The following is a 13,606-nucleotide window of genomic DNA, read 5'->3' as shown; positions in this document are numbered from 1 at the left end:
CCTTCGCCCCTTAGCCGGGGCTTAAACTGCCGTTAAAAAGTTGCTGAGTCAGGAGATGCGGATGTTAAAGCGTGATATGAACATTGCCGATTATGATGCCGAGTTGTGGCAGGCTATGGAGCAAGAGAAGGTGCGTCAGGAAGAGCACATTGAACTGATTGCTTCTGAAAACTACACCAGCCCACGCGTTATGCAGGCGCAAGGTTCACAGCTCACCAACAAATATGCCGAAGGCTATCCGGGCAAACGCTACTACGGCGGATGTGAATATGTGGATATCGTTGAGCAGCTGGCGATCGATCGCGCCAAAGCGCTGTTCGGCGCGGATTACGCTAACGTGCAGCCGCACTCCGGCTCCCAGGCTAACTTCGCGGTGTACACCGCGCTGCTGCAGCCGGGCGACACCATTCTGGGCATGAACCTGGCACACGGTGGTCACCTGACCCACGGTTCGCCGGTCAACCTGTCCGGTAAGCTGTACAACGTTATCCCTTACGGCATCGATGAAACCGGCAAAATCAATTACGAAGAGCTGGCCGAACTGGCGCAGACCCACAAGCCAAAAATGATCGTGGGCGGCTTCTCTGCTTACTCTGGCGTGTGCGACTGGGCCAAAATGCGTGAAATCGCCGACAGCATCGGCGCCTGGCTGTTTGTTGATATGGCCCACGTTGCCGGTCTGATCGCTGCTGATGTGTATCCGAACCCGGTACCGCACGCGCACATCGTGACCTCGACCACGCACAAAACGCTGGCCGGCCCGCGCGGTGGCCTGATCCTGGCGAAAAACGGCGACGAAGAGCTGTACAAGAAACTGAACTCCGCGGTGTTCCCGGGTGGTCAGGGCGGCCCGCTGATGCACGTTATCGCCGGTAAAGCCGTCGCGTTCAAAGAAGCCATGGAGCCGGAGTTCAAGGCTTATCAGCAGCAGGTCGCGAAGAACGCCAAAGCGATGGTGGAAGTGCTGCTGGAGCGCGGTTACAACATCGTCTCAGGCGGTACTTACAACCACCTGTTCCTGATCGATCTGGTGAGCAAAGGTCTGACCGGTAAAGAGGCGGATGCCGCTCTGGGCCGCGCTAACATCACCGTGAACAAAAACAGCGTACCTAACGATCCGAAGAGCCCGTTTGTGACCTCCGGTGTGCGTATCGGTACGCCAGCAGTGACCCGTCGCGGCTTCAAAGAAGCGGAAGTGCGCGAACTGGCGGGCTGGATCGCTGACGTTCTCGACAACATCAACGACGAAGCCACTATCGAGCGCACCAAACAGAAAGTGCTGGATATCTGTGCCCGTCTGCCGGTTTATGCCTGATAAGCGCCAAACCCGCAGTGTGAAGAAGGATGGCGCAAGCCATCCTTTTTTTATTCCCTTTCGCAGGCGGCTTTGAGAAAGTAACGGCCATTCCGCGCACGGCGGAGCGTCAACAGGAGGAAACATGACCATCGGATCGGCCAGGTGGCTGGGACTGAGCTACTTCACCTACTTTTTCTGCTATGGCATCTATCTGCCGTTCTGGAGCGTGTGGCTGAAGGGCAACGGGCTGGATGCGGAAAAAATTGGTCTGCTGCTCGGCTGTGGCATGGTGGCGCGCTTTGCCGGCAGCCTGTTGATTGCTTCGCAGGTGAAAAATCCAGCGCAGCTGATTGTTGCGCTGCGCCTGCTGGCGCTGGTGACCTGTCTGTTCGCGCTCGGTTTCTGGCTGGGCGGTCAGTGGCTATGGCTGCTGCTGGTGATGATTGGTTTTAACCTGTTCTTCTCGCCGCTGGTGCCGCTGAGTGATGCGCTGGCGGCCACCTGGACACAGCAAATCGGGCTGGCCTATGGTCCGGTACGGCTGTGGGGCTCGCTGGCGTTTGTTATCAGCTCGGCGCTTACCGGTATGCTGGTCAGCGCCTGGTCATCGCAGGTGATTCTGCTGCTGTTGAGCGCAGGCGCGCTGGCGATGCTGTCCGGCATGCTGCTGCCACCACAAACCCGACCGCAGGGTGAGCTACGCCAGGGCGCGAGCGGTGGCTGGGCGGCGTGGCGCGACCTGCTGCGCGAGAACAGTGTCTGGCGTTTCATGCTGTGCGTAACGCTGATGCAGGGCGCGCACGCTGCTTATTACAGCTTCAGCGCCATCTGGTGGCAGGAAGCGGGCTACTCCGCGTCGGTCGTGGGCTACCTGTGGTCGCTGGGTGTGGTGGCCGAAATCGTGATTTTTGCCCTGAGTAACCGGCTGTTTCGCCGCTGGAGCGCGCGCGATCTGCTACTGCTGTCCGGCGTGTGCGCGCTGGTGCGCTGGACGCTGCTGGGTGCCAGCACAGCGCTACCGCTGTTGATTGTGGCGCAGATTCTGCACTGCGGCAGCTTTACCGTCTGCCATCTGGCGGCGATGCGCTTTATTGCCGCGCGCAAAGGCGCAGAGGTGATTCGTCTGCAGTCGCTCTATTCGGCGCTGGCAATGGGCGGCGGCATCGCGGTGATGACGATGGTGTGCGGCGTGCTGTTTACCCACCTGCACGGCCAGCTGTTCTGGGTAATGGCGCTGGTGGCGCTGCCGGCGCTGTTCCTGCGGCCACGCGCGGCTTAAGACTCCAGCAGCTGACGAATGCGCTGCTGCTGGTGATCGCTCAGCGGCAGCTCAGCGTGGATCAGCGGCGGCGAATAGAGCGGCAGGGCGGTGGCGTAGGGCGTCACCACCAGCGCCACATCGCGCGGTGCGCCTTCACGCTGAAAGTGCAGCATATCCTGATAGGTAATATTGATCGGCAACAGCATCATTTCCCGCAGCTGCTGCTCCAGCAGCTGTTCCAGCGCCGCGTCAGCGCCGGTCAGTAACAGCACCTGTTTCTCCTGTAGCGCGCTCTCCTGCATCAGCCAGCCACCAAACTGCACCGCCACCAGGCTCACTTCTTCTGCGCTAAACTGCGTGCCGAAATCGCTGCTGAAGTGCTGCAGCGCGCGCGCCGTGGTGCGCAGCAGGCGCGGATAGAGACGCGCTACGTCCAGCGCCACGCTGTTATCAATGCCGATGGCAAAGTGGCTACGATCCAGCGCCTGCGCCAGGTGAGTATAGAGCTGCAGCTTAAGCTGCTGCTGATTTTTGATGCGCGTCTGCGCCAGTTGCTCAAAGCGGGCAATCAGCGCTTCCACCGCAGCCATCAGCTTGTGTGCCTGACTGTCCGCCAGCTGGCTGCCGTCTGGCGCGTGAATCAGGCTGAACAGCAGCGTCCAGAAATCGGTTTCGCTGACGTCCGGTGCCAGATGGCAACGTTTTTGCCAGTGATGGATCACGTCATCCGCTGCGCTGCGTTCAATCTTCGCCGCCAGCCAGGCGCGCTGGCGCTCGCTGAACAGCGCCGTCTGACGCTGACACAGCGCATATTTCATGAAGATTTGCAGAAACAGCCGGTCGCGAGGCGTGAAATCGCGCGCCAGCCGCAGGCTGCAATGCTGGATCAGCGCCTGCAAATTGGTTTCATCCCACAGCGCTTTCTCAATTTTCAGCACCTTCAGCCGCTGGCGCAGTGCCGGCGCAAAATGCGTGCAGACGAAATCCTGCGACAGGCGCAGCGCGCGGCGCAGCCAGTGCAGCAGGCACAGACGCCGGTCCAGTTCCGTGCCATGAATGCGAAAGCTGCCATCCACCATCTGGTGTAATTCCAGCTGGTGAAAGCGCTGTATCTCATCTCCGACATCCGCGATATCCTGTCGGGCGACAACAGGGTCCACGCCATTCAACTGGCAGAGCTTTTCAAGCGTTAACGCGGGAGCAGGCAGAAACAGCAGCAACAGCAGATGGCAACGACGCTGGGCGCGGCTGAAGAGGGGAGCAGTAGAATGCGCTGAACTCATCAATCGTGTTATCCGCAGGTCATTTTTCAGCTAAGAATAGCCAACTCCACGCGCTGACCCTGGCCTTTGTCATGACTTTTGTTCAGAGCTTCAGGGCGGGTCACAGTTTTTTCTGGCCCGGTATCCTTCTGACTTTAAAATTTGTTACTTTATAACATATGAAAATTGCGCTCGTTAGCTTTACGCTGTTGTTCAGCGGCGCCGTGTGGGCGCATCCACACAGCTTTATTGATATGCAGACCGAACTGATCGGTAAGGACGATCATCTCAGCGCGATGAAGATGGTATGGACCATGGATGAAATCACTTCCGCCGATCTGCTGTACGATGCCGGCAACGCCAAACCCGGCGAGGTGGTGTGGAAAAAGCTGGCGGCACAGGTAATGGCCAATGTGCTGGGCCAGCACTATTTTACCGAAGTGTGGCAGGATAAAAATCGGGTGAAATTTCTCAACCTGCCGCAGGAGTATCAGCTGTCGCGCAAGGGCAATAAAGCGGTGCTGGAGTTCATTGTGCCGTTCGGCGAACCGCAGTCGTTAAGCGCCAGGCAATACCGCATCCAGACCTTCGATCCCAGTTACTTTGTTGATATGTATTATGACAATCCGCAAGCCATCACCATGGATGAGACCGTGAAAGCCCATTGCCAGTTTGACTTACACACGCCCAAACCGAATGACTCGCTAAAACAGTACGCGCTGTCGCTGGATAAAGCTGACGCACCGCCCGAGGATATGGATCTCGGCCAGCAGTTTGCTCAGACGGTAACCCTGACATGTCGTTGATTTCACTGCCTGGCGCTTCCCGTCGCTGGTGGCCGCTGTGGCTGCTGGCTGCGCTGCTGATTACCGCGGGCGCTTTGCTGTGGCTGCACTGGCCGCAGATTCTGCTGCAAAGCGTACTGTGGCAAAAGGTTCTGCACCGTGAGATGACGCAGCTCCTGCAACAGGTGGCGCAGCAGCCGCAGCAGGCCGGTGTCACGCTGATGCTGTTCAGCCTTGCCTATGGCGTGCTGCATGCGCTGGGGCCGGGCCACGGCAAAGTGGTGATCAGCACCTTTCTCGCCACCCATCCGGCGCAGCTGAAAACCAGCATGAAGCTGACGCTGCTGGCGGCGCTGTTGCAGGGCGCGGTGGCGATTGCTCTGGTGACGCTGATGCTGGTGGTGCTGCAAACCTCGTCGCGCCAGCTGCATCTCACCAGTTACTGGCTGGAGAAAGGTAGCTATTTGCTGGTGATGGCGCTCGGCGTCTGGGTGGGCTGGCGCGCGCTGCAGGGGTTACGCCGCGCGTTCCGTCCGGCGACCGGGCTCCAGATTCGCGCGGTACGGCCACATCATCAGCATCATGCTGACTGCGGCTGCGGTCATGCCCACCTGCCGAGCGCGCAACAGCTGGCCGGTGCGGTGAGCGGCAAAACCCAGGCGCTGGTGGTGCTGTCGATGGGGCTGCGGCCCTGTTCTGGTGCCATCATGATGCTGTTGTTTGCCAAAGTGATTGGCGTATATGGCTGGGGCGTGGCCTCGGCGCTGACCATGGCGCTGGGCACCGCGCTCACCGTGTCGCTGCTGGGTTTGCTGGTGCAGCGCTCGCGCGTGCTGGCGGTGCGCCTCGGCAGGGTCAGCAACAGAGGGACTGCGCAGTGGTTGTTGCCGGCCGTGATGCTGGCTGGCAGCCTGCTGTTGCTGCTGGCCGGCTTTATTTTATGGCACAGTGCTACGCCCGGCTTCGGTGGCGGTCTGCGTCCTTTTTAATTAATACGCTTTAAAAAATAAGCGCAGCATGTTCCCTGAATATGCTGCGTTTTTTTTTTGCCCGCGACGCAGAGTTTAATTTCTCTTGCCCGACGATCTGGTGAAAAGAGTTTTCTCTGTCTACGCTAGATAATATCAAAAAGGACAGGGTGTGCTCTTATATGCGTTACTCTTTATCGTCAATGTTTGTGAGGAAATAAATATGCCTGAAACCTGGACTAATAATGGCAACACGGAAACGGTGGTGGAAACGCACGGCGGTTTACCGTTGAAACGCATTTCCTGGAGTGCCGTATTTGCAGGGGTGATTGCGGCATTAATCATTCATATTTTACTGGGGCTGCTGGGAACCGCGATCGGCGCCACGACCATCGATCCCCAGCAGGAACAAAATCCGCTGGAACACCTGGGGACAGGGGCGCTGATTTGGACCGGGGCCAGCATGCTGATTGCGCTGGCGGTCGGTAGCTACGTTGCCGGACGGCTGGCTCAGCGCGAAGGTGCGCTGCACGGTCTGCTGATGTTTGGTGTCAGTACCCTGATTACGCTGTGGCTGGCGATTTCACTTGCCAGCGGTATTATCGGCGGCGCCTTTAATATTTTAGGCTCCGGTTTTAATGCCCTGGGGAACGGTATTTCTGCGGTAGCGCCATCGGTGACCAATATGGCGAAAGAGAAGCTGCAGGAAAATAATATCAACCTGGATGATTTGCAAAATGAATTGCAAACCACGCTGCGTCAAACCGGCAAACCGGAACTGCAGCCGGAAAATTTACAGCAGGATGTAAATAGCGAAGCGAATAATGCGCAAAACCAGGCGAAACAGACGGCACAGAATCCACAGAATGCCGACAATGATATTGCCAATTGGATCCGTGGTGTACTGAGTCGTCATGCCGATACGCTGCAGGCTGCAGACCGTGATGCGCTGAAAAACATTATTAAAGCGCGGACCGGAAAAAGCGATCAGGAAGCGGAGCAGATCGTTAATCAGACTGAGCAGAGCTATCAACAGGCGATGCAGAAATATCAGCAACTGAAGCAGGAAGCGGAGCAGAAAGCGCGTGAAGCCGCAGAGAAAGCCGCGGCGGCAACGGCGAAAGCCAGCTGGTTTGCCTTCTTCATGATGCTGATCGAGGCGGTGCTGGCGGCGGTCCTCGGTGGTGTCGGTCGGCGTACCCAGCCGCGCACCGTGTTAACCCACGAGCGTCGGTAACAAAGTCAGTAATAAAAAAGGCGGCTGATTTAGCCGCCTTTTTTTGCTTAGCGCTTCAGCGCTTCGCTCAGTTCTTCGCGCATGCTGGCCAGCATCGCCTTCACCACACGCGGGTTACCGGCCACCAGGTTGCCAGACAGCATATAGCCGTGGTTACCGGTGAAATCGGTCACCAGACCGCCCGCTTCACGCACCAGCAGTTCACCGGCAGCGAAATCCCATGGCTTCAGGCCAATCTCAAAGAAACCGTCAACGCGACCTGCGGCCACATAGGCCAAATCCAGCGCAGCAGAGCCGGTACGGCGGAAATCAGCGCACTGGGTAAACAGTTTTGCCACGATGTTGATGAACGGCGTGGCGTGCTGCTTCAGCTTGAACGGGAAGCCGGTAGCCAGAATGGTGCCGTCGAGGTCACGCGCCGTGCTGCCGCGCAGGCGATAGCCGTTAAGCTGCGCACCCTGACCGCGTACAGCGGTGAACAGTTCGTTACGCATTGGATCATAAACCACCGCCACTTCGGTGCGGCCTTTGATGCGCACGGCGATAGAAACAGCAAAGTGGGGCAGACGTTTGATGAAGTTGGTGGTGCCATCCAGGGGATCGATTACCCATTGAACATCCTGATCGTCGCCCGCCAGCTCACCGCTTTCTTCGGTGATGATGGTGTGTTGCGGGTAGGATTTGCGAATCACTTCGACAATCAGACGTTCTGCGTCGCGGTCAACATTGGTAACGAAGTCGTTGCTGCCTTTCTGGCTGGCTTCGACAGCGTCCGGGGTTTCATAATTCTTGGCAATTAAATTTCCGGCCTTGCGCGCTGCGCGCACGGCGATGTTGAGCATCGGATGCATCGGTATCTCTCGCTGGATGTTAAAGAACGGGTGAAAACGGCGCGGAGTATATCAGGGTGTTCAGCAAATGTCCTGCTTTTATGTTAGGATGCGCGCCATCATTTCCTTATCGCTATCTATTATGCTGCAAAATATCCGAATCGTACTGGTAGAAACCTCGCACACCGGCAACATGGGTTCCGTTGCCCGCGCCATGAAAACCATGGGCTTAAGCAACCTGTATCTGGTCAATCCGCTGGTGAAACCGGACTCGCAGGCTATTTCACTGGCTGCCGGTGCCAGCGATGTGATCGGTGAGGCGAAGATCGTCGATACGCTGGATGAGGCGATTGCCGGCTGTAGCCTGGTGGTGGGGACCAGCGCCCGCTCGCGCTCGCTGCCGTGGCCGATGCTTGACTCGCGTGAATGCGGCATCAAAAGCGTGGAAGAGGGCCAGCAGGCGCCGGTAGCGCTGGTGTTTGGTCGCGAACGCGTGGGCCTGACCAACGAAGAGCTGCAGAAGTGCCACTATCATGTCGCCATTCAGGCCAACCCGGAGTACAGCTCGCTCAACCTGGCGATGGCGGTGCAGATTATTGCCTATGAAGTGCGCATGGCGTGGCTGGACGCGCAGGAGAAAGCCAGTCCGCAGCCGCAGTACGAAGCCTCGCCGTATCCGCTGGTTGACGATCTGGAGCGCTTCTATCAGCACATCGAGCAGATGATGCTAAACAGCGGCTTTATCCGCCAGGGCACACCGAGCCAGGTGATGAGCAAACTGCGTCGCCTCTATACCCGTGCGCGTCCGGAGCGCGACGAACTCAACATTCTGCGCGGCATGCTGTCGTCGTTTGAAAAACCCAAAAACGACAAGGGTAATAGTTGAGTAAAACACCAGGTTAAATAGTTGAGCGAAATACTCGGTTAAATAGTTGACCAAAATACTCGGGAATGTCAGACTGACCTCCATTCTTCAGATAACCCGCCGACTCGCTGGCGGACGCTTACGAGGTTGTATGCTATGAGACTGACATCCAAAGGACGTTATGCCGTAACCGCTATGCTGGACGTTGCCCTGCACTCGCACGAGGGCCCGGTACCGCTGGCCGATATTTCAGAGCGTCAGGGCATTTCGCTCTCCTATCTGGAGCAGTTATTCTCGCGTCTGCGTAAGCACGGTCTGGTGGCCAGCGTGCGGGGTCCGGGCGGCGGTTATCTGTTAGGCAAAGACGCCGGGGCGATTGCAGTTGGCGCGGTAATCACCGCGGTGGACGAATCCGTTGACGCCACCAAATGCCAGGGTAAAGAGGGTTGCCAGGGCGGCGAGCGCTGCCTGACCCACGTTCTGTGGCGCGACCTGAGCGAGCGCATCAGCGATTTCCTCAACAACATCACGCTGGCGGAACTGGTTAATAACCAGGAGATCCTCGACGTGGCCGATCGCCAGAACAGCGTTGATAACCGTCGCTTCCAGCAGCATCGCGTGCAGGAAACCATCAACGTCAATCTGCGCGCCTGATCCTCTCCCGTTCAGCCTCTGCTGTTAACCCAGGAGAGGCTGAATCGTGCTATAAAGACGTATGATTTTTTATACGGAGTTTTAGCGCAATGAAATTACCGATCTACCTGGATTACGCAGCGACAACGCCTGCCGATCCGCGTGTCGCCACCAAAATGATGCAGTTCCTCACTTTGGATGGCACCTTCGGTAACCCCGCTTCCCGTTCCCACCGTTTTGGCTGGCAGGCTGAAGAGGCCGTTGACGTGGCGCGCAACCAGGTTGCCGAACTGATCAACGCCGATCCACGCGAAATCGTGTTTACCTCCGGTGCCACAGAAGCCGATAACCTGGCGCTCAAAGGCGCGGCGCAGCAGCATCAGGCGCGCGGTAAACACATCATCACCAGTCAGACCGAACACAAAGCGGTGCTCGACAGCTGTGCTCAGCTGGCGCGCGAAGGCTTTGAGGTCACCTTTCTGCAGCCTGGCGCGGACGGCATCGTCACGCCTGCGATGCTGGAAGCGGCACTGCGCGACGACACCGTGCTGGTGTCGCTGATGCACGTCAATAATGAAACCGGCGTGATTCAGGACATCGCCGCGCTGGGCGCGCTGTGTCACGCGCGCGACATCCTGTTCCACGTGGACGCCACGCAAAGCGTGGGCAAGCTGCCGCTCGACGTCAGCACGCTGCCGGTGGATTTGATGTCGTTCTCAGCGCACAAACTGTACGGGCCGAAAGGCATCGGCGCGCTGTGGGTGCGGCGTAAACCAAAACTGCAGATCGACGCGCAGATGCACGGCGGTGGTCACGAGCGCGGCATGCGTTCGGGGACCTTGCCGGTGCATCAGATTGTCGGCATGGGCGAAGCCTATCGAATCGCGCGCGAAGAGATGGCGGACGAGAGCGCGCGCCTGGCTACGCTGCACCATCGTCTGTGGCAGGGCATCAGCACGCTAAGCGACGTACAGCTCAACGGTTCACTCGAACAGGGCGCGCCGAATATCCTCAATATCAGTTTTGCCCACGTCGATGGCGAATCGCTGATCATGGCGCTGAAAGATCTGGCGCTGTCGTCGGGATCCGCCTGTACTTCTGCCAGCCTTGAACCTTCCTACGTTCTGCGCGCCATGGGCGTGGATCAGCAGCTGGCTTACAGCTCGCTGCGCTTTTCGCTGGGTCGCTTTACCACGCAGGAAGAGATCGATTATGCCATCGGGGTGGTACATAAGGCGGTAACGCGCTTACGGGCGCTGACGCCGGCCACTTCCCGCTAAATTTTCGCCCTGCGCCGGTCAGTGCGCAGGGATAACAAACGCAAACGGAGCCACGCGATGACAACACAACCCATGACGATTACGCTCAGCTCCCAGGCCGCCGACGCGCGCTGGGGCGAGAAAGCTTTGCTGAGCAGCAATGAAAGTGGCATGACCGTTCACCTGACCGGTGCCGATGCGCTGATGAGCATTCAACGTGCCGGACGCAAGCTGGACGGTCAGGGCATCCGCCACGTCGCGCTGAGCGGCGAAGGCTGGGATCTGGAGAAATGCTGGGCGTTCTGGCAGGGTTTCCGCAGCCCGAAAGGCCAGCGTCAGGTCGAATGGCCGACGCTGAGTGAGGCCGATCAGGCCGAATTCGATCGTCGCCTGAAGATCGTTGACTGGGTGCGCGACACCATCAACCTGCCTGCGGAAGATCTGAGCCCGGAGCAGCTGGCGCACAGCGCCATCGATCTGATCAGCGAAGTAGGCGGTGACGCGGTGAGCTATCGCATCATCAAAGGTGAGGATCTGCGTGAGCAGGGCTATGCCGGAATTCATACCGTAGGCCGCGGCTCGACGCGTCCGCCGGTGCTGCTGACGCTGGACTTCAACCCCGGCGGCGACGACAGCACACCGGTGTACGCCTGCCTGGTGGGCAAAGGCATCACCTTTGATACCGGTGGTTATAGCCTGAAGCAGAGCGCGTTTATGGATTCAATGAAATCCGACATGGGCGGCGCAGCAACGGTGACCGGTGCGCTGGCGCTGGCGATTTCGCGCGGCCTGGATAAACGCGTGAAGCTGTTCCTGTGCTGCGCCGATAATATGGTCAGCGGCAACGCGTTCCGCCTTGGCGACATCATCCGCTATCGCAACGGGAAATCCGTTGAAGTGATGAACACCGATGCCGAAGGGCGTCTGGTACTGGCCGATGGACTGATCGACGCCAGCGAACAGCGTCCGCAGCTGCTGATTGATGCGGCCACGCTGACCGGTGCCGCGAAAACCGCGCTGGGCAACGATTACCATGCGCTGTTTACCTTTGACGACGTGCTGGCGGAGTCGCTGCTGGGCAGTGCCACCAGCGAGAACGAAGCCTTCTGGCGTCTGCCGCTGGCCGAGTTCCACCGCAACCATCTGCCGTCCAACTTTGCCGATCTGAATAACATCGCCAGCGCAGCCCACGCGGCGGGTGCCAGCAGCGCGGCAGCGTTTCTCTCGTGGTTCGTCAGCAACTATCAGCAGGGCTGGCTGCACATTGACTGCTCCGCGACCTATCGCAAAAGCGCGGTGGATCAGTGGTCCGCCGGTGCGACAGGCCTTGGCGTGCGTACCATTGCCAATCTGTTACTGAAATAATCCCGACAACGGCAGGCTGCAACCTGCCGTCTTTTTTGGAAGCCTATCCCTTATGAGTAACCGTCTTGAAGAGGTGCTGAAGCTGGCGGCCACCGAGCCTGCGCACCGTCCGGAATTTTTCCAGCTGTTGCTGGAGGCCGATGTCTGGGTGCCGGGCGAAAGTCCCGCGGAGCAATTTGATGCCACCTCGCCGGTAGAATTACAGCACTGGGAAAAAGAGGGCGGCGGCAGCGTGATCCCTTTCTTTACCTCAGAAGCAGCGATGAGCGAAGCTATCCAGGGTGAGCAGCCGTACCTGCGTTTACCGACGCGCACGCTGTTTGAAATGACGCTGGGTGAAGCGCTGTTCCTCAACCCGAAACTGCCGGCCGGCAAAGAGTTTTCACCCGGCGAGATCGCGCATCTGCTGGGCGAAGAGGGCAGTGCGCTGAGCCAGCAAACGGTGCTGGAGGGCGGTCATGCATTGCTGCTGTCCGAAGTGGCCGAGCCGCCGGCGCAGATGATCGATTCGCTGACCCAGCTGTTTGCGAAATACAAACAGGTGCGTCGCGCCTACGTTGCCAGCATTCGTGAGCGTGCCGATGAACAGGCGAATCTGTTGATTGGGATTGAAGCCGACAGCGATATTGATGCGATTATTCAGGCGGCCGGCAGCGTGGCGACCGATACGCTGCCCGATGACGCGCCAATTGATATCTGTGAAGTGGTCAGCAACGAACAGGGTGTCAGCCATTTCTTCACCGCGCACATTACGCCGTTTTATGAGCGCCGCTGGGGCAGTTTCCTGCGCGATTTCAAAGGCAGCCAGCGGATTATTTAGTGCCGGTGCGCATCAGTGCGCCGATAAATCGCACCGATTTCACCCAGGTGCGCATAAATGCGTCATCAAAATCGCACCGATTTCACCCAGGTGCGCATAAATGCGCACCCTACGTGTAGGGTCGCCGTTTACGGCGACCGGTTATACGCACCACATCCGACACTTATTTCTCAATCGGTAAATCGTCGCGGCTGCCCCATTCTCCCCACGAACCGTCGTACAGCGTCACATCACGCACGCCCAGCGCGGTCAGCGCCAGAATCACCACCACCGCCGTCACACCGGAGCCGCAGCTGGCGACAATCGGCTGATCCAGCTTAATGCCTGCCTTTGCAAACAGATCGCGCAGCTCGGCGGCCGGTTTCAGCTCACCGTTGGCCACCAGATCGTTCCACGGCATATTCAGGCTGTGCGGGATATGGCCGCGCAGCAGGCCGGGACGCGGCTCATCCACTTCGGCATTGAAACGGTTGGCCGCGCGCGCATCGACAATCTGCGCGCCGCCCTCGTGGCTGATCAGCAGCACATCGGTCAGGCGCTTCACCTGGCTGCTGTCGTACTGCGCGTCAAACTCGCCTTCAGGCAGATTCACCGGACCGGTAGCCAGGCTGAAGCCAGCGGCTTTCCAGCCCTGCAGGCCGCCCGCCAGAATCGACACCTGTTCACAGCCAAAGGCGCGCAGCATCCACCAGGCGCGCGGCGCGGAGAACAGATTGCCTTCGTCGTACACCACCAGATGTTTATCCTGGCTGATGCCCAGCTCGCGCATCGCCACGGCAAAGGTCTCTGCGCGCGGCATCATATGCGGATACGGGCTGGTGTGATCGGACAGCGCTTCGATGTTGAAAAAAGGCGCATCCGGCAGATGCCCGGCCAGATACTCCGCCGTGATATCGCGCACCGCTTCCTGACCTGGCGGCAGCATGCGGGCATCCAGCACCTGCAAACGCTCTTCGTGGTAATGTTCATTCAACCAATCAGCGGACACAAACATGGCTGTCATAGCAACCTCTTCTCCATCAGC

13 protein-coding genes are annotated in these 13,606 nt (G+C 58.6%); 10 read left to right on the top strand and 3 right to left on the bottom strand.

Annotation, left to right across the window (positions count from 1 at the left end; genetic code table 11):
- Positions 1 to 61: 61 nt before the first annotated feature.
- Positions 62 to 1,315, top strand: a complete 1,254-nt coding sequence (gene glyA / locus QMM04_RS02385) for a serine hydroxymethyltransferase (RefSeq protein ID WP_021506540.1) — start codon at positions 62 to 64, stop codon at positions 1,313 to 1,315.
- 124 nt (positions 1,316 to 1,439) lie between these two features.
- A complete protein-coding gene (locus tag QMM04_RS02380) occupies positions 1,440 to 2,576 on the top strand; it encodes a 3-phenylpropionate MFS transporter (protein WP_166719563.1) in 1,137 nt (378 codons plus the stop codon).
- On the opposite strand, the gene csiE is transcribed toward QMM04_RS02380, so the two are convergent.
- Complete coding sequence (csiE, locus tag QMM04_RS02375) at positions 2,573 to 3,841, bottom strand: stationary phase inducible protein CsiE (protein ID WP_058770857.1); 1,269 nt, start codon at positions 3,839 to 3,841, stop codon at positions 2,573 to 2,575. The genes QMM04_RS02380 and csiE overlap by 4 nt on opposite strands.
- Before the next feature lie 158 nt (positions 3,842 to 3,999).
- Here csiE and QMM04_RS02370 point away from each other — a divergent pair, with 158 nt between their 5' ends.
- The 3 genes from QMM04_RS02370 (at position 4,000) to QMM04_RS02360 (ending at position 6,810) form a co-directional block, all read left to right on the top strand.
- Positions 4,000 to 4,626 carry a DUF1007 family protein gene (locus QMM04_RS02370; RefSeq protein WP_059009930.1) on the top strand — a complete coding sequence of 209 codons (627 nt, stop codon included), beginning with the start codon at positions 4,000 to 4,002 and terminating at the stop codon, positions 4,624 to 4,626.
- Positions 4,617 to 5,594, top strand: coding sequence for a nickel/cobalt transporter (locus tag QMM04_RS02365; protein ID WP_282995572.1), 978 nt, complete (start codon positions 4,617 to 4,619; stop codon positions 5,592 to 5,594). Before QMM04_RS02370 ends, QMM04_RS02365 begins: the two co-directional genes overlap by 10 nt.
- 202 nt (positions 5,595 to 5,796) lie before the next feature.
- On the top strand, positions 5,797 to 6,810 hold the full coding sequence (locus QMM04_RS02360) for an MFS transporter (protein ID WP_021506545.1): 1,014 nt from the start codon (positions 5,797 to 5,799) through the stop codon (positions 6,808 to 6,810).
- Between the two features lie 47 nt (positions 6,811 to 6,857).
- On the opposite strand, the gene suhB is transcribed toward QMM04_RS02360, so the two are convergent.
- Positions 6,858 to 7,661 carry an inositol-1-monophosphatase gene (gene suhB / locus QMM04_RS02355; protein WP_058758291.1) on the bottom strand — a complete coding sequence of 268 codons (804 nt, stop codon included), beginning with the start codon at positions 7,659 to 7,661 and terminating at the stop codon, positions 6,858 to 6,860.
- A 121-nt stretch (positions 7,662 to 7,782) separates the two neighbouring features.
- Here suhB and trmJ point away from each other — a divergent pair, with 121 nt between their 5' ends.
- The 5 genes from trmJ to sseB all read left to right on the top strand — a co-directional run bounded on the left by trmJ (position 7,783) and on the right by sseB (position 12,582).
- On the top strand, positions 7,783 to 8,526 hold the full coding sequence (gene trmJ / locus QMM04_RS02350) for a tRNA (cytosine(32)/uridine(32)-2'-O)-methyltransferase TrmJ (protein WP_031279390.1): 744 nt from the start codon (positions 7,783 to 7,785) through the stop codon (positions 8,524 to 8,526).
- Positions 8,527 to 8,661: 135 nt separating this feature from the next.
- On the top strand, positions 8,662 to 9,159 hold the full coding sequence (iscR, locus tag QMM04_RS02345) for a Fe-S cluster assembly transcriptional regulator IscR (RefSeq protein WP_031279392.1): 498 nt from the start codon (positions 8,662 to 8,664) through the stop codon (positions 9,157 to 9,159).
- An 89-nt stretch (positions 9,160 to 9,248) separates the two neighbouring features.
- Entirely contained in the window at positions 9,249 to 10,418 is a 1,170-nt protein-coding gene (locus QMM04_RS02340) for an IscS subfamily cysteine desulfurase (protein WP_282995571.1), read from the top strand.
- Positions 10,419 to 10,475: 57 nt separating this feature from the next.
- Positions 10,476 to 11,762: an aminopeptidase PepB gene (pepB, locus tag QMM04_RS02335; RefSeq protein WP_282995570.1), complete on the top strand. Its 1,287-nt coding sequence runs from the start codon at positions 10,476 to 10,478 to the stop codon at positions 11,760 to 11,762.
- A gap of 52 nt (positions 11,763 to 11,814) precedes the next feature.
- Positions 11,815 to 12,582, top strand: coding sequence for an enhanced serine sensitivity protein SseB (sseB, locus tag QMM04_RS02330; RefSeq protein WP_132464720.1), 768 nt, complete (start codon positions 11,815 to 11,817; stop codon positions 12,580 to 12,582).
- A gap of 163 nt (positions 12,583 to 12,745) precedes the next feature.
- Here the strand turns inward: sseB and sseA are convergent, their stop codons facing one another.
- Entirely contained in the window at positions 12,746 to 13,585 is an 840-nt protein-coding gene (gene sseA / locus QMM04_RS02325) for a 3-mercaptopyruvate sulfurtransferase (RefSeq protein WP_021506552.1), read from the bottom strand.
- Positions 13,586 to 13,606 lie beyond the last annotated feature (21 nt).

This window comes from Pantoea sp. Pa-EAmG, assembly GCF_030024295.1.
Lineage (GTDB): Bacteria > Pseudomonadota > Gammaproteobacteria > Enterobacterales > Enterobacteriaceae > Pantoea > Pantoea dispersa.
This window is presented reverse-complemented; position numbering and strand designations above follow the sequence as displayed.